The 18215-nt window shown below is 48.3% G+C and carries 20 protein-coding genes; 16 read left to right on the forward strand and 4 right to left on the reverse strand.

Translation table 11 applies throughout. The features are described 5' to 3' along the window. Window positions 1-317: 317 nt before the first annotated feature. The 5 genes from Q0418_RS04045 (at window position 318) to Q0418_RS04060 (ending at window position 2700) form a co-directional block, all read left to right on the forward strand. Window positions 318-473, forward strand: coding sequence for a cyclic lactone autoinducer peptide (locus tag Q0418_RS04045; RefSeq protein WP_298482485.1), 156 nt, complete (start codon window positions 318-320; stop codon window positions 471-473). Next, complete coding sequence (locus Q0418_RS04050; RefSeq protein ID WP_298482488.1) at window positions 473-1051, forward strand: accessory gene regulator ArgB-like protein; 579 nt, start codon at window positions 473-475, stop codon at window positions 1049-1051. Before Q0418_RS04045 ends, Q0418_RS04050 begins: the two co-directional genes overlap by 1 nt. Before the next feature lie 499 nt (window positions 1052-1550). Continuing rightward, window positions 1551-1646 (forward strand): stage V sporulation protein SpoVM, encoded by a 96-nt coding sequence (gene spoVM, locus Q0418_RS11000; protein WP_367276219.1) that lies wholly within the window; start codon window positions 1551-1553, stop codon window positions 1644-1646. A gap of 167 nt (window positions 1647-1813) precedes the next feature. Then, window positions 1814-2104, forward strand: a complete 291-nt coding sequence (locus tag Q0418_RS04055; RefSeq protein WP_298482490.1) for a hypothetical protein — start codon at window positions 1814-1816, stop codon at window positions 2102-2104. 89 nt (window positions 2105-2193) lie between these two features. Next, on the forward strand, window positions 2194-2700 hold the full coding sequence (locus Q0418_RS04060) for a hypothetical protein (RefSeq protein WP_298482492.1): 507 nt from the start codon (window positions 2194-2196) through the stop codon (window positions 2698-2700). Between the two features lie 71 nt (window positions 2701-2771). Here the strand turns inward: Q0418_RS04060 and spoIVA are convergent, their stop codons facing one another. The 3 genes from spoIVA to Q0418_RS04075 form a co-directional block, all read right to left on the reverse strand. Beyond that, entirely contained in the window at window positions 2772-4247 is a 1476-nt protein-coding gene (spoIVA, locus tag Q0418_RS04065) for a stage IV sporulation protein A (RefSeq protein ID WP_298482494.1), read from the reverse strand. A 27-nt stretch (window positions 4248-4274) separates the two neighbouring features. Continuing rightward, complete coding sequence (locus Q0418_RS04070) at window positions 4275-5831, reverse strand: DUF3794 domain-containing protein (RefSeq protein ID WP_298482496.1); 1557 nt, start codon at window positions 5829-5831, stop codon at window positions 4275-4277. 410 nt (window positions 5832-6241) lie between these two features. Continuing rightward, the gene (locus Q0418_RS04075) at window positions 6242-7012 is read right to left on the reverse strand and encodes a type III pantothenate kinase (RefSeq protein ID WP_298482498.1); all 771 of its coding nucleotides are present in this window, start codon (window positions 7010-7012) and stop codon (window positions 6242-6244) included. A gap of 156 nt (window positions 7013-7168) precedes the next feature. On the opposite strand from Q0418_RS04075, the gene Q0418_RS04080 reads away from it, so the two are divergent. From Q0418_RS04080 to Q0418_RS04100, 5 genes are all read left to right on the forward strand, one after another. Further along, entirely contained in the window at window positions 7169-7567 is a 399-nt protein-coding gene (locus Q0418_RS04080; RefSeq protein ID WP_298482500.1) for a hypothetical protein, read from the forward strand. Between the two features lie 124 nt (window positions 7568-7691). Then, window positions 7692-8906: a cofactor-independent phosphoglycerate mutase gene (locus Q0418_RS04085; protein ID WP_298482502.1), complete on the forward strand. Its 1215-nt coding sequence runs from the start codon at window positions 7692-7694 to the stop codon at window positions 8904-8906. A gap of 22 nt (window positions 8907-8928) precedes the next feature. Then, entirely contained in the window at window positions 8929-9861 is a 933-nt protein-coding gene (locus Q0418_RS04090) for a hypothetical protein (protein ID WP_298482504.1), read from the forward strand. A 177-nt stretch (window positions 9862-10038) separates the two neighbouring features. Beyond that, the gene (locus Q0418_RS04095; RefSeq protein WP_298482505.1) at window positions 10039-11133 is read left to right on the forward strand and encodes a hypothetical protein; all 1095 of its coding nucleotides are present in this window, start codon (window positions 10039-10041) and stop codon (window positions 11131-11133) included. Window positions 11134-11139: 6 nt separating this feature from the next. Then, a complete protein-coding gene (locus Q0418_RS04100; protein ID WP_298482506.1) occupies window positions 11140-11613 on the forward strand; it encodes a hypothetical protein in 474 nt (157 codons plus the stop codon). A gap of 61 nt (window positions 11614-11674) precedes the next feature. Here Q0418_RS04100 and Q0418_RS04105 read toward each other — a convergent pair whose 3' ends face one another. Next, entirely contained in the window at window positions 11675-12793 is a 1119-nt protein-coding gene (locus Q0418_RS04105) for a bifunctional chorismate mutase/prephenate dehydratase (protein WP_298482508.1), read from the reverse strand. A 183-nt stretch (window positions 12794-12976) separates the two neighbouring features. Here Q0418_RS04105 and ruvC point away from each other — a divergent pair, with 183 nt between their 5' ends. The 6 genes from ruvC to Q0418_RS04135 all read left to right on the forward strand — a co-directional run bounded on the left by ruvC (window position 12977) and on the right by Q0418_RS04135 (window position 18213). Beyond that, a complete protein-coding gene (gene ruvC / locus Q0418_RS04110) occupies window positions 12977-13492 on the forward strand; it encodes a crossover junction endodeoxyribonuclease RuvC (protein ID WP_298482509.1) in 516 nt (171 codons plus the stop codon). Continuing rightward, window positions 13489-14103, forward strand: coding sequence for a Holliday junction branch migration protein RuvA (gene ruvA / locus Q0418_RS04115; protein WP_298482511.1), 615 nt, complete (start codon window positions 13489-13491; stop codon window positions 14101-14103). The genes ruvC and ruvA overlap by 4 nt, the downstream gene beginning before the upstream one ends. 25 nt (window positions 14104-14128) lie before the next feature. Next, window positions 14129-15190, forward strand: coding sequence for a Holliday junction branch migration DNA helicase RuvB (ruvB, locus tag Q0418_RS04120; protein WP_298482514.1), 1062 nt, complete (start codon window positions 14129-14131; stop codon window positions 15188-15190). A gap of 68 nt (window positions 15191-15258) precedes the next feature. Further along, window positions 15259-16611, forward strand: a complete 1353-nt coding sequence (glmM, locus tag Q0418_RS04125) for a phosphoglucosamine mutase (RefSeq protein WP_298482516.1) — start codon at window positions 15259-15261, stop codon at window positions 16609-16611. Between the two features lie 4 nt (window positions 16612-16615). Further along, window positions 16616-17326 carry a flavodoxin family protein gene (locus tag Q0418_RS04130; RefSeq protein WP_367276220.1) on the forward strand — a complete coding sequence of 237 codons (711 nt, stop codon included), beginning with the start codon at window positions 16616-16618 and terminating at the stop codon, window positions 17324-17326. 17 nt (window positions 17327-17343) lie between these two features. Then, a complete protein-coding gene (locus tag Q0418_RS04135) occupies window positions 17344-18213 on the forward strand; it encodes a class I SAM-dependent methyltransferase (protein ID WP_298482518.1) in 870 nt (289 codons plus the stop codon). The last annotated feature ends 2 nt before the right edge of the window (window positions 18214-18215 follow it).

The following is an 18215-nucleotide window of genomic DNA, read 5'->3' on the forward strand; positions in this document are numbered from 1 at the left end:
ACGAAAAATCTGACGGCGCATCTGACGCACAATCTTTGTGCGGTATTGCCATAAAAATGCTCGTGAATACACAAAGTATTCACTGCGCTTTTTGCTTCATCTGACGAAAAATCTGACGGCGCATCTGACGCACAATCTTTGTGCGGTATTGCCCTAGATAAACTTGCGGCATAAATATCGTCATTCGTCGCCCTTTATTCTCAATGGGCGAAAGCCCATCTTGCGGTATTCTCCTAGACTGACAAATTTTCTGCTCGCAATTTTATCTATTTCCATTTAAGGGATTAGTATAAAAAAACGAAATGGAGGACAGGAAGATGAAGAAGAGTATACTGAAGGTATACAGTTTATTTGGCGGCATGATCGCATCTCTTGCCATGCTGATGACAGTTATGACAGTGAATTCCACATGTATTTATCTGACACATCAGGAAGAACTGCCGCAGAATGCAAAGAAACTTCGCAAATTCTGATGTTCACGAAACTATCAGATACGATTACAGAATCCCTTGCGGAGAACGGCAGGATCGAATCAGAAAATCTGGAGCTTTGCCGGTATGGCGTGAGACAGCTTCTGACAATTTTGTTGAATTGGATAACAACGCTTGTAATCGGATGGCTCTTTGGTATGATCTGGGAAAGCGTTATATTTACTGCTGCCTACATACCGCTGCGCAGCTATGCCGGTGGATTTCATGCCAAAACGCCTTTGCGCTGTTATGTTTATTCGATTTTGATGATCGCTGCCGTTCTGACAGTATTGCGGTTTGTTCCGGAACAGATCGGATATGACGGAGCTGCATACCTGGTCTCCGGTGTTGTTTTCTGGAAACTGGCACCGGTGGAGGATCCGAATAAACCTTTGGATGAAATGGAGAAAAGGGTATTCCGGCGGCGTACAATGTATATATGGCTGCTAGAAAGTGCAGTGATTTTGGTTTTATTTCTTCTGCGGCAGCAGATGGCAGGACGATGTGTTGTTTTGTCCATGCTGGTGCTGAGCGGAATGCTGATTGCAGGAAAAATCAAAAATGTCCGGTATAAATGCTGATCTCTGATTGAAGACAAACGGACAGATCAATAAAGATAAAAAAAGTAGATAACAAAAGAATCGAAGAAAAAACGAGTTGATATCACAGAAAGCCAATTTTTTCATACGTTTGGTGTTATCTGTCTTTAGCATTACACATGATTTATTGAAACGGCTCTGACGTATGCTACGAACAGACAGATACAGACAGGAACAATTCAATATTACAGAAACAGAAGCATAATGATGAATAGAACTGTCAAAACAACGATGGAATGCCACGTGATTATGAACTGGAGACAACAGAACTCACACGAGCAGAAAAATTGGGAACTGAATAAGATCGGTCTCTTCCCGAATATCTGATAAAAAATAAACATGATAATTGGGGAAGACTGTGTGAAGTCCGGACAGAGAGAAAAAATACTGTCCGGGCTTTTTGCATTCTTTTGCGATATATAGACGCACCTTTTTTCGTTATGCGGAATATACTGGATTGAACCTGAAAGGAGGAACAGAGATGAAAATTGTTGTTGTGAAGAGCCCGCGTTTGCTGTCTGGTTTGTTTCGTGTGATATTTAAAATTCAAAAGGAATCGTCTGAGGAAGAACGATAAGGTAACACTGCACAAAGAACGCCTGCGGCTTTGTGCGGTATTGCCCTGAACCATCCATATCCTATGCCTTTGTCATACAAGCTGTGACAAAGGCATATTTTTTGCGTATAGGACATAAAGTGAATCAGAAGAGATAGGCTATACTTGCGAAAAAGGAGCGTAATGACATGGAAGAATTCAAAGAAAATGACATGGAGAAACGTCAGGAGATGATTTCTTCTGAACCAATTCAGATCATTGGCGATACAGTGCCCAAAAAAGAACAGCATGCAGATGATGTGGCTCTGACGCAATGTATTCTCTGTGTGGTTCTCGTGCTTTGTGTATTTGCACTCCATTGGATAAAGCCCGAATGGCAGGAGATGCTTTTGTCACAGTATGCAGCTCATAGAGATGCACCGCCCATTGCATGGCTGGACAGCTTTCTGAAGGCGGTTCAGCAGTGGATCGCCGGATGATTCGGTTGTCTTGGCATGGTATAACATTCTGTGTGGATTTCAGCTTTTTTGCAGTTGCTGCATGGATTGCACTCAGCGGTGGACAGCGAATGCTTTGGGAAATCTTATCTGCCTGCCTGCTGCACGAACTGGGGCATCTGATAGCTATGGAGTGCTTTCATCGCCGGGTGCAGAAGGTGATGCTTTGCGGCGCAGGTGTTCTCATTCAACCGGCAGGGGATTATGCTGCCTATTGGCAGGACGAAATCGTTTTTCTCGCCGGTCCACTTGCAAATCTGTTCTTTGGTGGAATTCTTGTGGCAGTCCAAGGCGTAAATGCATTCGGAATGCTCCATCTGGGATTGGGGCTGTTTAATCTCATGCCCTATTCACATCTGGACGGTGGGTCAGTTTTGTATGCTGCACTCTCCGCTATGAATCTGCTGCCCGATCGGACAATACAAATTCTCAATGGAATCAGTCTATGCTTCTCAGCAGGACTATTTTGTGCTGCATTTGCGCTTGGCGTTCGAAATGTTTCCTTTTATGGCATGGTGTTATATCTGCTGTTTTTACAATTTCTACTGAAAAAAGAAAATACGAGATCGATCCCATGATACATTTTGGATCATATCAGCAAAAAAAGGCTGCTGCATTTACTGTGCATCAGCCTTTTTCTGAATCAAAATTATAAGATAAAACAAATCAATCCGCTGCATCCTTCGTTGATGATACGCTGCAGCGTCTCCTGCAATTTCAGCCGTGCGTCCATGGGCATTTTGGAAAGCTTGTTGTGCAGACCCTCGCCCACCAACTCGTGGAGTGATTTGCCGAAGATGTTGGATGACCAGATCTTTGTGGGGTCTTCCTCGAAGCCCTCCAGCAGATACATGACCAGCTCTTCGCTCTGCCGTTCCGTTCCCACAATAGGGCTTACTGTGGTGCGGATATCTGCACGCATCATGTGAATAGACGGTGCAGAGGCACGTAGGCGCACGCCGTATCTGCCGCCCTGCTTGATGATCTCCGGTTCTTCCAGGGTCATTTCCTCCTGATCAGGCATGACAATGCCATAGCCCGTTGCCTCTACCTCACGCAGTGCCGGTTCGATCTTGGCGTATTCTTTCTGTATCCGGCTCAGTTCCATGAGAATGGGCAGCAGGTCGTTTTCGCCGTGGATATCCAGCCCGGTCGCCTCGCCCAGGATACGATAAAACAGCGTAGAATCAATGCCGATCTGCACGGTCACGCCGCCGGAACCCATGTCAATGTCCCGTATGGCTGCATCTGTTACATAAGGACAGGTGCGTACGGCTTCTGCAAAGCTATCCGTATCCCGGATGGTATGGATCTCCGACGCTGCCTGACGAATGCAGGAAAAGACGGAATCACGCAGCCAGTGGTCTTTCTCCAGCTCGGCGATCCAGTGGGGCATGCACACGTTGATTTCCCGGACGGGAAACACCCGTAGCAGTTCGGTCAGAATGGTGCGGATATCGCTTTCGTCCAAGTCAGGACAACTTACGGGGATCACCGGCGCATTATACTGCTCCTGGAGTCTTGCCGCCAATTCCTTGGCTTCTTTCGTATGGGGATGCAGGCAGTTGAGCAGAACTGCAAAAGGTTTCCCCAGTTCTTGCAATTCTTCAATGACACGCTGTTCGCAAGCGGCATATTCTGCACGGGGCAGATCAGTAATACTGCCGTCTGTAGTGACCACCAGACCAATGGTGGAGTGCTCTGCAATGACCTTTCGGGTGCCAACTTCTGCTGCCATATTGAAGGGGACTTCCTGGTCAAACCACGGGGTATGTACCATCCGGGGATGTTCGTTTTCGATATACCCCAGCGCACTAGGGATAATATAGCCCACGCAGTCGATCATACGCACCCGCATTCTCGCTGCATCTCCCAGCGTCAGCTCCACGGCTTCTTCGGGAATGAATTTCGGTTCTGTGGTCATAATGGTTCTGCCGCCGGCAGACTGAGGGAGTTCGTCAATGGCACGTTCCCGCCAGGCTTCGCTCTGGATGTTGGGAATGACCAGCTGTTCCATGAACCGTTTGATAAAAGTGGATTTTCCCGAACGGACGGGACCGACCACGCCCACATAAATATCGCCCCTTGTACGCCGAGCAATGTCTGCATAAATATCATTTGCCATTCTATCTGCGCCTCCTGTACACACTTGTTAGTGGACGATGGGAATGAAAAGCATACCTGGTGTGGTCAGCTGTTCATCTGTCAGTTCATTTTCCTCCATGATGGCACCAACGCTGGTGTGACACCGCTTTGCAATATCCCAGACATTTTCATGCTCCACGCCGTAATACAGCTTCAGCGCATAGTCGCCGTCACGTACCAGTTTGTTTTCACCATCCACAGTCAGATCAGAAAGGCAGGTATGTCTTGCTGAGGGACAGAGGGTGCCGTGTAGCAGCAGATTTGCCTTGACGGAAATGGTGCCATCGGATGCCAGATGATAGGTGCAATCTGTGGGTTCCACCTGTGCCTGGAGCGTGGCATTATCCACAGGCGTGTCGGAATCGGTGTATACCTCGAATGCCTCTTCTTTTTCCAGGAGCATAGGCATACCTTCTGTATCCCGTGCCAGCAGACTACAGCAGAGCATACCGCTTACACGGATCCGGTTGGTGTCAGAGAGAAGCTGCATGTTGATATTGCGCACCTGGCAGTGCAGGTCATAGATGCACTCTGGAATGGTATCTCCCGGATGCAAGGTCGCATTGCACATCAGATTGGCGTGTACCGGCTCTGGTGCCATGTCGATTTGCAGGGACACGGTGCTTTGCTCACAGGGATACAACGTGGAGAAAGCGTCAGTTACCAGCTGTACTGCGGCAGTTTTCACAGCAGTGCAGCGCATCCGCAGTTCGATCTCGCACTGGAGCAGATCCATGGCACCGTTTTTTCCGGCGGTAGGCTTGAGATCACAGCGGATGACCTGAACATCGGCATTGCCCCGGTAGCTGTCGTCGATCTGTTCCATATCCACGATCTGGCTGTATGGGATGGTGAACTGCATCTGATCCAGACCGTTAGAACCGTCCTCCCGCTGCCAGGTGTAAAGAAAATGCACTTCAGCTTCCCCTTTGACAATGAGCTTTCCAGCCAGAATGGACTGCTCCTGGTGATCCAGCCGTACTTCACTGCGGACAATATTGCGGATGGGCGGTTTTGAAGTGCCCAGTTCGATATCTTCACTGAGGATCATATTTTTCATAGCGCAGCGTTTTTGTGCGGCATATTCCACCGGAATCTTTCGCAGCTGCACATGCATCCCAAAGACATCCCGGATGACCTCCTGCTTGCGGTCGCCTGTTATACGGATCTGAACAGAGACAGCACCTCTTACTTCCAGGCGGCGTGGGCTGACGGCACGGCAGTTGGCGTATGTGGTTTTGGGACGCAGATGTACGGTAGGGGAATCGGTGGGGCGGGGCAGCTCAATGCTGCGGGAAAATGTCATCTGCTGTGAGACGCATTGCAGCAGGGTACTGCCGGAGCCGCAGTAGAGCACCCGGATATCGGCACGCAGCTCATAGGTAATGCGGTCAGTGCCGGTGGTGTAGTTGACAACGGTGGGCTGAATCTCACAGCCGATGATTCGGAAGATATCTGGGTCATAGTCAGGCAGTACATAATCCAGTTCAACGCTCTGCTCCTGCATATCGTCCAGAATGGTTTCCGTGACAGGGATCATCTCCCGGTTGATTTTCAAGTCCATGTGGAACTCCTCCTTTTCGCCGTCCGGCGGCGTTTGTTTGCTCTATCCTATGCAGACAAGCGGACAGTTAGACCAAAGAGGGGATTTGTGAACACGCTCTCATTTATCTCCGCAGGCGATACCAACATTCTTCATTCCTAAGGCAACACCGCACAAAGAGCGCCTGACGGCTTTGCACGTCATATGCTTGCATCTTTTCCGTCATATTTCACAAAAATGCTCGTGAATACACAAAGTATTCACTGCGCTTTTTGCTTCATCTGACGAAAAATCTGACGGCGCATCTGACGCACAATCTTTGTGCGGTATTGCCCTAAGGCAACACCACACAATCTTTGTTCGTTATTGCCCTAATTCAAAAAATGGCACAAGGGGGATTCCCAAGTGCCAATGTTTCCTATAAGATAGATTTATGCGCCGATATTTTTCTGATATATCAGTTGCAACCCTTTCAGCAGCAGCATGTTATCCAGTACGATCTCATGCCGGCAGTGGGGGATGATATATTCGGACATGCCGCCTGTGGCGAGAAATGTGGGCGTTTCGCCGAGTTCATCTGTGATTCGATCCAGTAATCCGTCAATGCATCCTGCGGCACCATAGAGGATGCCGCTTTTCATGCATTCGATGGTATTGCTGCCGATGCATTTTTTCGGCGGCTCCAGGGAAATTTTTGGGAGCTGCGCAGTCTTTTCCGTGAGGGCGTTCATGGAGATGCCAACGCCTGGCGCAATGATGCCGCCGATATGCCGCCGCTGGGCGTCAATGACGGAAAGGGTAGTTGCTGTGCCCATGTCGATGATAACGATAGGTGGCTTGTATTCGTGAAGTGCTGCTACAGCGTCAGCCACACGGTCGCTGCCCAGCTGCGCCGGATTGTCGATGGCGATCTGCAGCCCGGTCTTGATGCCGGGACCTACGATCATCACCGGACAGCGTGCAATCTTTTCAATTGCCTTGCGCATGGAATTGTTGATAGACGGCACAACAGAAGAGATAATGCTGCCTTCGATCTCATCTGTGCGGATCTCGTAGATTTCCAGAATCGTTTTGATGGAAATGGCAAGCTCCAGGGGCGTGGCATTCTGGTTGGTGGAAATACGTTCCACAAATAAAATCTGCTGCTCCTGGAAGCAGCCGATGACAACGTTGGTGTTGCCGATATCAATGGCGAGTACCATGGAAATACCTCCGGGATAGAAATTTCTTTTTCGCTATTATAGCATAGTTTACGTGGAAATGCAAGTTGTGATGAAAAAATCCGAGTTTCAAAATCAGTTGAAAAAATGTTGTTGTTGTGTTATAATGAACAAAATGGAAGAAAGGTAAGAGAAGATATGAAACGAAATGATGCAGAATACAGAAACATACTTCTTTGTATTCTGTTCGGAATGTTTTTGCTGACAGCATATTGTGTACATAAAAATCAAATTAGCGTTGAATCTTTTTCTTTTTCCCATGATGCAGATGTCTATCAATTTGAGGATATTCAGCGAGCAGGTGTAAAAACCAACGGATTCTCGAATACCCAGGAAACATCCGTTACAAATGCAGGTCAGGCAGTTGCACTTGCTAAAAATGAGCTTACAATCTCCTATAATCAAATTGCTGTAGAATATGATGCACAAAGCTGTATGTGGCGTGTGTGCTTTTCCACCAAAAATACTGCTGGCAATGAACAGGCGGTTTATCTGAACTCAGATGGTACAACAAGGCTCTGCACTTGGGGAGAATGAATACCAAACGAAAAAATCCCACCGGAAACGCTGGACAAAATCCGGCGCATATGCTATAATGAATAACGAACAAATTGGAAAACACCCAATTTTCTGAAAAAAGTGAGAGCAGGAGGCTTATCTGATGAAATATCTGGTAGTTTTATGTGATGGTATGGCGGATTATCCCGTGGATGCACTGGGCGGAAAGACACCCCTGGAGGCTGCGGATACTCCGAATATGGATGCGCTGGCAAAAAAATCCACTGTTGGTCTGGTGAAAACCGTGCAGGACGGCATGAAGCCGGGCAGCGATGTTGCAAATCTCTCTGTTTTGGGCTATGACCCCATGAAGTATTACACCGGACGTTCTCCGCTGGAGGCAGGCAGCATCGGTATTGATATGAAGCCCACAGACGTATCTTTGCGCTGCAATCTGGTGACGCTCAGCGATGAACCCAACTATGAAGATCGCACGCTGGTGGACTATTGCGCTGACGATATCTCCACTGAAGAGGCACGGATCCTCATGCAGGCAGTCCAGGAGGCACTGGGAACGGAAACATTCCGGTTCTATACCGGTGTGGCATATCGTCACTGCCTGATCTGGGATCACGGTACCACCGATCTGGGCGGATTGACACCGCCTCATGATATCACAGGTCAGCCGGTGAAGGACTATCTGCCCCTGTGTCATAGCCAGAATGCCGCACCGTTGTACGATCTGATGGTGCGCTCTTATGATGTACTGAAAGACCATCCCGTGAACCAGGAGCGTATGAAGCAAGGCAAGCGTCCGGCAAACAGCATCTGGCTCTGGGGTGAGGGCGTCCGTGCCAACCTGGATCCCTTTGCGGAAAAGTATGGTCTCCATGGCTCCATGATCTCGGCAGTGGATCTGCTCAAGGGCATTGGTAAATTCTCCGGCATGGATATCGTGGAAGTTGAAGGCGCTACCGGTTACATTGACACCAATTTTGACGGCAAGGCTGCGGCTGCCATTGCGGAATTTGAACGTGGTCAGGATTTTGTCTACATTCACGTAGAGGCACCGGACGAGTGCGGTCATCGTGCAGAGATCCAGAACAAGGCAGATGCCATTTCTCTCATTGACAAGAAGATTCTCGGCCCAGTAGTGGGTGCGCTGGAGAAAATGGGTGAGTTCAAGGTGCTGGTAATGCCTGACCATGCAACGCCTCTCTCTCTGAAGACCCATACCAATGACCCCATTCCGTTCCTGATCTACGACAGCCGTGATCCGAAAAACGGTCCGGAAACGTTCAGCGAAAAAACCGCAAAGGCAACCGGTCTCTATATTGACGAGGGATTCCGGATGATGCAGAATTTTGCCGCAAAGTAAGGCAGGTGTGCTTCAGCAAAGGATGAAACAATTTTTCAAAATGTACCGTCTGGTACTTCTCAGCTTAGCCGCAGTCATAGCGGTACTTGCACTGACTGCTGGGTATACCGTCGGTGTGGTGAGTCAGAACGATGTGATAGCACAGATCGACACGAATATCGGTTCGGTGGAGGCATATCTGGAGAAAAATAAAAATACTACCACCACATTGACAGAAGAATTCAAGGAAGAATATGCAGCAAAAACCAGAACCATCGCCATGCTGCTGGCGCAGGACAGTTCTTTTATTACGGATGATCGTACGCTGGAGGAACTGCGTGTCACAGTGGATGCGGATATGATCAGCGTTGCAGATGTGGACGGCAATGTGGTTGCAAGCACAGACCCTTCCGGGGAAGGCACTTCTATCCGGGAGGAATTCCGCAGCCATCTGGAAGATACGGTGTATACTGAAGTGCTGTTCCTGCTGGAATCCGACACGCCCACCATTGTGGCGGCATCGGCTCTGGATGGTGGCAATGGTCTGGTACAGATCACATTCTCTGCGAATTCCATGGTGTCACTTCTACAGGATGCAGATCTGGCGAATGTGGCATCGGATATGCCCTTGTATTCCTCCGGAACTACTGCCATTCTGGAAACGGATACGCTGAAATATATCAGCTGTACCGACTCGTCCCAGATCGGCAAAAAAGCGGAGTATGATCCGGGGAAACTGCAAAAGAAAAAGGGTAAGTTCGATATAGAAAATACAGACGGCAAGACAGAAATGGTGCACTATCAGACCAGTGGGGATTATATTATCCTGGCAACGGTTTCTTATTCTGATATTTACCATATGCGCAATGTCGTTATGGGCTGGATCATCTGCGGCGGCGTGCTGATGCTGATCGTTACAGCACTGGCATTGCGGATGGTGTTCCTGCGGCAGGAAAAAGCGAAAAAGACTTCATAAAAGAGAAAGCCACCTGGAAAGAACCGGGTGGCTTTTATTTGTTTAGTGTATACATATATTTTATTTAATTTTGTTTATGTTGGATATTGACATGGTGGTTTTTATATGTTATCATATATATAGAATTCAATATTAAAATTCAAATGTGTATTATCTTATTAGAAAAGGATTCTTATTATGAAAATAAAAACAGCAACATTAAAATTCATATCTTCAGTTATTGCATTAAATCTATTTGGAAGTACAGCGTCGTTGTCAGCTTATGCTGATAATATGGTGGAAAATGAGAATGATTATGAACAATATGTATCTGATATTCTTCATGCTTATCTCAAAGAAGAAAATATTGGTGACAGTGGAATTGCGAATATTAGTAAAAAAATGGATGTTTATGATTTTTCAACTGGTGTTGATTGTAAGGATATATATTTTGTTATTTCTGATGAAAACATATTTGGAACTTTAACAGTACAGGAAGTTGAGGGGAATTTCTATTCTTCATTCGATAAAACAACTTATTCTAAATTGCAATCTGAATATGCTATTGGCGATTCAATTTGTTTGGGCTTTTATGGAAATCAATTTCTTGTTTATACCGAAAATGGATATTATCATGCCGATTCGGGCGATGTGGTGACAGGATTAGACTACTTTAATAGTGTAAATGCTAATGTAACACCAATTGAAATAGATAGCCAAATCGATTTAGCAAGCATTCCTATGCAGAAAAGTGTTCTTTATAATAATGTTTTGGATGTTCCTCTTGCAGCTAATGCATTAATGAATGGAAAAGGGTTATGTTGGGCAGCATGTATTGCGTCAAAATATAATTACTATCATGGAACAAGTATGCCATGTCAAGCGGTATATAGCAAATTACAACATACATATGGTGGAACGCCGGATGGAAGTATTATTTGGGTTTTAAAAGGATATCATGCGTATAATATGGCTTCTATGATGACAGATGGAGTCATGTCTTGTTCGGAGGTTACTTCACATATTCAGAAAAATAATCCTATACATGTAGATTTATCTGGACAAACATCTAGTGGTACAAATGTATATCACGCTGTTCTTTTGTGTGGTGTAAAAGTGTATCAGGGATATGCCTTGTATTATATAGGTGATTCAAACCGCACAGAGTACTTGACCTCAGTATATGTTTCTTCAGAGATGATGCAGGGAAAAACATCATTTGTGTATGCCGTTCCAAATGATTGGCAAGGTACAGAATTTAGTGAATGGCGATGGTCTGCTTGTGAAGGATGATGTGATATGAAAAAAAGTTTTTTATGTTTAGTTGCAATTTTGAATATTGGCTTTGTTTACCTTTTCACAGGATGTGAATCTCATGATGAACAAGAATCAGCAGATTTACTGGAATCGAATTTACCAGTTCAAACGAGTTGTGTAAATCAGCTGCCAGCCGGAGACACTGCATCTGCAATTTGTTATCAAGGCACTGTGTACTACGGTCTGGATGCATCCTGTGATCCGCCGGAAGAAACTGCCGGTGCTGAATATGTAGGGAAAACCAAAGCCATGGAAGCAGAAGGTACATTTATCTCTCCGCAAGACGAACTGGAATTCACTGGAGGAGGGGGAATGGATGTATATGTCGTCATGCAGAATGATACTGTACAAAAATTTATTATCCGGCTTGAGAACCCTGATATTGCGCCTGGCTATGTGGCATTGGACAGCTTGACCACACAAAAACCCGACTATTACGATACTGATACCGAATAGAAAAAACCGACCTGCTGCATTTTCTAAAGCAGGTCGGTTTGTATTTTATGATATATGAAAATTATTCCATGACAACAGCATTTCCCAGCAATTTAAATTCCTGACAGCTCTTGCAGAGATCGTTCAGAAAAGCGGCAATGCTGCGGTCACGCAGATTTCCTTTGAAGTCGATGTGGAATACTACATCGAAGCTGCCATTCCGGATGGGACGGCTTTCGATTTTGGTCATATCCAGCCCGTACAGGAAGAACTTGTTCAGGATCCGGCTCAGGCTGCCCGGTTCGTTGGAAATGGTCAGCATAACAGAAATGACGGATGCATCCGGGCTGACCTGCATATTCTTCGTAATGCAGATGAACTGGGTGTAGTTAGGTACCACATTGGAGATGCGGGAGGCGATCACATCCAGGCGGTTCAACTGTGCGCATTCCTCCGAACAGATAGCAGCGATGGTCTTGTCACCGGCTTCTGCCGCCATCTGCGCTGCCGTAGCGGTGTTGCTGTAATCCCGTCTCGGCAGATGATGGGCATCCAGGAAATCGCTGCACTGAGAAAGTGCCTGGGGGTGGGAATATACCAAGGCAATGTCGTCCAGAGTTGTGCCAGGCAGGGCTGCCAGACAGTGGGTCACTTCCACCTGATTCATGGCAGTAATGAAGAAACTGTGCTTGCCCATGAGATCCACTGTCTGTGTCACGGTACCGGAAGTGCTGTTGTAGATGGGCAGTACGCCGTATTCCAGTTCGCCGGATTCCACAGCCTCGAACACATGTTCAAAAGTAGGGTAGAACCGGATCTCCCGTCCCGGAAAAAACGCCTGAGCAGCAGTCTCGGAGTTTGCACCTACGGTGCCCTGACAGCCGATTTTCACTGCTTTTTCCATGTGCGGCAACCCGATTTCCGGTGCTTCTTCTGCTGCAATCAGCATTTTCTGCTGTAATTGGGAGCTGATGCTCATCATATTGGCAAACATGGTGCGGGAGGCAAGTCCCAGTCCCTCAGCGGCATTCTGTTCCACCCGATCCAGCACCTGCTTTTCTCGGTCTGCCTGAAAAACCGGCATATTGTGTGCCTTTTTATATCGTGCAACATCCTGGCAGAGCAGCATGCGCTGTTCAAACAGGGATTGGATCTGTCGATCCAGCTTGTCAATTTCAACTCGAATTTCACTCAGTTCCATGGCGAAGTCCTTTCCTTGCGATGATCTGCGGCATCTGCGCCGCCTTACTTCCCATTATACACAATTTTTTTTCAAAAATCAAGATAAAAATTTGAATAGCTATTGAAAATGACTCCTGTTTTGTGCTATAATGAAATGTACGTGTAATGTTTCGCGGAAAATGGGAGATAGGAGGGATGTCTTGTGCGGATTCTGGGAATAGACCCGGGCTATGCCATTGTGGGATTTGGCGTGGTATCATACCACGGTTCGGATTTCACACCGCTGGAATATGGTGCCATTACCACAGAAGCCGGAACTCGGTTTGCGGCACGGCTGACTGCGATCTATGACGATCTGGACTTTCTGCTGAAACGGTTTCAGCCGGACTGTATTGCCATTGAACGATTGTATTTTACTTCCAATCAAAAAACAGTAATTGATGTGGCACAGGCGCGCGGCGTCATTGTCCTCTGTGCAGAGCAGCACGGCATTCCACTGTATGAATATACGCCGCTTCAGGTGAAACAGGCAGTTGTAGGCTATGGCAAGGCGGAAAAGCGGCAGGTCATGGATATGACACGGCGTATTCTGAAGCTGGCACAGATCCCGAAGCCGGACGATGCAGCAGATGCACTGGCACTTGCCATTTGTCATGGTCACTGCGCAACTGGTGTGCAGTTACAGGAGCGAAAAATCAGAACAGGAGATACCGTATGATTTATAGTGTACATGGAAAACTGATCGCAAAGGAGCCGTCATTGGCGGTGGTGGAATGCGGCGGCGTGGGTTATGCCTGCCGGACGACATTCTATACCCTGGGACAGCTGGGCAGCGTAGGCGAAACTGTCTTTTTGTATACGGTGCTGTCTGTCCGGGAGGATGCAGCGGAACTGTTCGGCTTTGCCACAAAACAGGAATTGCAGTGCTTCCGGCTGTTGGTGTCGGTTTCCGGCGTAGGATCTAAAGCAGCCCTTTCCATCTTGTCTGACCTGTCGCCGGATCAGTTCCTGCTGACAGTGGCATCCGGAGACAGCAAGGCGCTGACTCGTACCAAAGGTATCGGTGCGAAATCGGCACAGCGCATTGTCATGGAGTTGAAAGATAAGATCGCCGGAGAATCCATCGGACTTCTTGCCGGAACGGAAACAGCGGCAGTATCTGCGGCATCCCAGTCCACCGGCAATGTGGGTGAGGCAATCGAAGCACTTGTCACTCTGGGCTATACCCAGAGTGAAGTGGCACCTATTGTGGCAAAACTAGATCCCACCTTGTCCTCGTCGGAACTGATCCGGCGGACATTGCAGGAATTCGGAAAGAATCGTGCATAAGCAGGGGAAAAAGGAGTGAGACAGTATGATCGAAACCAGCGATATGGAGTTTGACAACCGGATGGTAACACCCAGAGAGGTGGAGGAGGATCACGAAGTAGAAGTGACGCTTCGCCCTCAGAATCTGGTGGAATATATCGGGCAGGATAAAGTCAAGGAAAATCTGGCGGTATATATTGAAGCAGCGAAACGCCGCGGGGATTCTCTGGATCACGTGCTGCTGTACGGTCCGCCGGGACTGGGTAAAACGACGCTTTCATCCATCATTGCCCATGAAATGGGCGTGAATCTGCGTGTAACCACAGGCCCGGCAATTGAAAAAGCAGGCGATCTTGCGGCGATCCTGACGAATTTGCAGCCGAATGACGTGCTGTTCATTGACGAGATCCACCGCCTGAACCGACAGGTAGAGGAGATCCTCTACCCAGCACTGGAGGATCACGCCATTGATATCATTATGGGAAAAGGCCCCTCTGCCCGCTCTCTGCGTGTGGATCTGAATCCCTTTACATTGGTGGGAGCAACCACAAGAGCTGGACAGTTGTCCAGTCCTCTTCGTGACCGGTTCGGCGTGATTTTACGGCTCGAACTATATACGACAGAACAGCTGACGGATATTGTACGCCGCAGTGCAATGATCCTGAAAATACCCTGCACCATTGACGGTGCAACGGAAATTGCCAGCCGTGCCAGAGGAACACCTCGTATTGCAAACCGGTTGCTGAAACGTGTCCGGGATTTTGCAGATGTCATCGGTAACGGTGAGATCACAGAGGAGATCGCTCATATGGCACTGGATCGTCTGGAGATCGACGAACTGGGACTGGACAGCAATGACCGTCGGATGCTGGAAATGATCATCAAAGGCTACAGTGGCGGTCCAGTGGGTCTGGAGACCCTTGCTTCGGCATTGGGTGAAGAGACGGTGACACTGGAAGATGTCTGTGAGCCGTATCTGATGCAGCTGGGCTTTTTGGCAAGAACACCGAGAGGACGCTGCGCCACTGCATTGGCGTATCAGCATCTGGGCTATCGTCAGCCGGATGTGAACGGCGGTATGGAGGGACAGATGTCCCTGGCGGATTGATGTAAAAGTTTTTTCGAAAACAATAAAAATAGACAATATGATTTTATGATGAAAGGAAACTATGACTTATGGGTAGATTATTTGGAACAGATGGCGCAAGAGGCGTTGCGATTACAGAACTGACATGCGAATTGGCGATGCAGATCGGTCGTGCCGCAGCACTTGTCCTGACAAAGGAAACAAAACACCGCGCAAAAATTTTCATCGGCAAGGATACTCGTATCTCTTCCGATGTGCTGGAGGCTGCGCTCTGTGCCGGCATTTGTTCTGTCGGTGCAGAAGCAGTAAAGCTGGGTGTTGTTCCTACGCCAGCAGTGGCATATCTTGTACGGACGAAGGGTGCCGATGCCGGTGTCATGATCTCGGCATCTCACAACAGCGTGGAATTCAATGGCATCAAGCTGTTTGCATCTACGGGATATAAGCTGCCGGATGCCATTGAAGAGGAGATCGAAGCACTGATTCTTGACCATCCGGAACAGATCGTTCTGCAATCCCATATCAATGTGGGTGCGATTTCTACATATGAAAATGCCAAGGAGGATTATATTTCCTATCTGGCAAGCTGTATCCATACGGACTGTACAGGGATGCGTGTGGCACTGGACTGCGCCAACGGCAGTTCTTCTACCACAGCAGAAGCTCTGTTCACTCGTCTGGGTGCATCGGTACATATGCTCAGCGCAGAGCCGGACGGCACCAATATCAACAAGAACTGCGGTTCCACCCATATGGAACAGCTCATGGAATATGTCAAGACTCATGACTGCGATCTGGGGCTTGCTTTTGATGGAGATGCAGACCGTTGTCTGGCAGTAGATGAAAACGGTGTGCTCATTGATGGCGACAAGATCATTGCCATCTGCGCTCAGGCGATGCAGCAGGAGGGGAATCTCAAGGGCAACACTGCCGTTGTGACAGTTATGACCAACCTGGGCTTCTTCCACTTTGCCAAGGCGAACAATATCAATACCATGGCAACCAAGGTAGGCGATCGCTATGTACTGGAGCAGATGCTTGCCGGTGGCTATAATATCGGCGGCGAACAGAGCGGTCATATTATTTTCCTGGATGAAGCGACCACTGGTGACGGAGAACTGTCCGGCATCAAGCTCATGGAGATCCTGAAAAAGTCCGGCAAGAAGGTGAGCGAACTGGCAGAGCTGATGGAGACATTCCCTCAGGTGCTGTACAATGTAACCATTCCGGCAGAGAAAAAGGGACACTGGCAGGAGGATGCGGATATTGCTGCGCTGATTGAAAAGTACACAGAAGAACTGGGCGACAACGGCAGAATTCTTGTCCGGGAAAGCGGCACCGAACCGCTGGTGCGTGTTATGGTCGAGGGCAAGGATGCCCGGCAGATCGAGACAGCGGCACAGGCGATCACGGAGCAGGTCAAGATTTTTGCAGGGGCGTAAATAGATGGCGTCAGATATGCGAGTGGTAATGATCCACGGACAGAATCACAGGGGTTCGACTTACCATCTGGGGAAAATGCTGGCGGAACAGCTTGACGCAGAGGTGACAGAGTTTTTTCTTCCCAGAGATTTTGGAGAATTCTGTGTGGGATGTGCCAGCTGCTTTGCAAAATCCGAGAAGCTTTGTCCGCATTACGAGAAGCTAAAGCCTATTACACAGGCGATGGATGCAGCAGATGTTTTGATTCTGACCAGCCCTGTTTATGTGTATCATGCTACCGGTGCAATGAAAGCATGGCTTGATCATTATGGCTATCGCTGGATGGTGCATCGTCCGGAAAGCGCCATGTTTTCGAAACAAGTTGTTTGTATTGCAACAGCAGCAGGTGCCGGCATGAGATCTACGCTCAAGGATATGGCAGACAGCATGTTCTTCTGGGGTATTCCGAAGATTTATAAGTATGGAGCAGCAGTGCGTGCCACTGCATGGGAACAGATACCGGAAAAACGGCAGAAAAAGTATCAGAAACATATGACTGCTTTGGCAAAGCGTATTCGCAGACGATGCGGCGCTGTCAAGCCCGGCATGAAAACTAAAGGGTTCTTTTTCATCATGCGATTGATGCAAAAAAACGGATGGTGTGAGCCGGATGTAGTGTATTGGAAGGAAATGGGCTGGATTGGAAAAGCACGTCCGTGGAAAATGAAAAAATAAGATAGGAGCAATCCAAATTGAGAGCAGCAAATCAATGGAAACAATATCGGATTCTGGACACATCCGAACTGGAAAAACTAGAAATGTGGAACGGCGTCACTCTGGTGCGCCCAGATCCCCAGATCATCTGGAAAACCCCGAAAGCCCATCCGGCGTGGAGAAAAGCAGACGGTCACTACAGCCGTTCCTCTTCCGGCGGCGGCAGCTGGGCATTTGCCAGAAAACTGCCTACCTCCTGGGAAATGCAGTATGAACCGCTGAACTTGACTTTCAAGATTCAGCCCACCGGCTTCAAGCATACGGGACTGTTCCCGGAGCAGGCGGTGAACTGGGACTGGATGGCAGAGCAAATACGGAATGCCGGGCGACCCATTTCCGTGCTGAATCTGTTCGCTTATACGGGAGGTGCGACCCTGGCTTGTGCAGCGGCAGGCGCATCGGTGTGTCACGTGGATGCATCCAAAGGCATGGTGCAGTGGGCACGGGAAAATGCCGCACTGTCTGGACTGACCGAGAAGCCTGTGCGCTGGATCGTGGATGACTGCGAAAAATTTGTGGCACGGGAGATACGCCGGGGCAGAAAGTATGATGTGGTCATTATGGATCCTCCCAGCTACGGCAGAGGACCGGGCGGCGAGGTCTGGAAGCTGGAGGAAAACATCTACGATCTGGTGCAGCTTTGCGCTGGCGTTCTGTCCGATGATCCTTTGTTCTTCCTGCTGAACAGCTATACTACCGGGCTTTCTCCGGCAGTTATGGGATATCTTCTGGGCAGTGTGCTGAAGCCGAAGTTCGGCGGCAGTGTGACCGCCGATGAGATCGGACTGCCTGTGGAGCAGAGCGGTATGGTATTGCCCTGTGGTTCTACGGCAATATGGCAGAAGTGAGA

This window comes from uncultured Ruminococcus sp. (genome assembly GCF_937915125.1).
Classification (GTDB): Bacteria; Bacillota; Clostridia; order Oscillospirales; family Ruminococcaceae; genus Ruminococcus_C.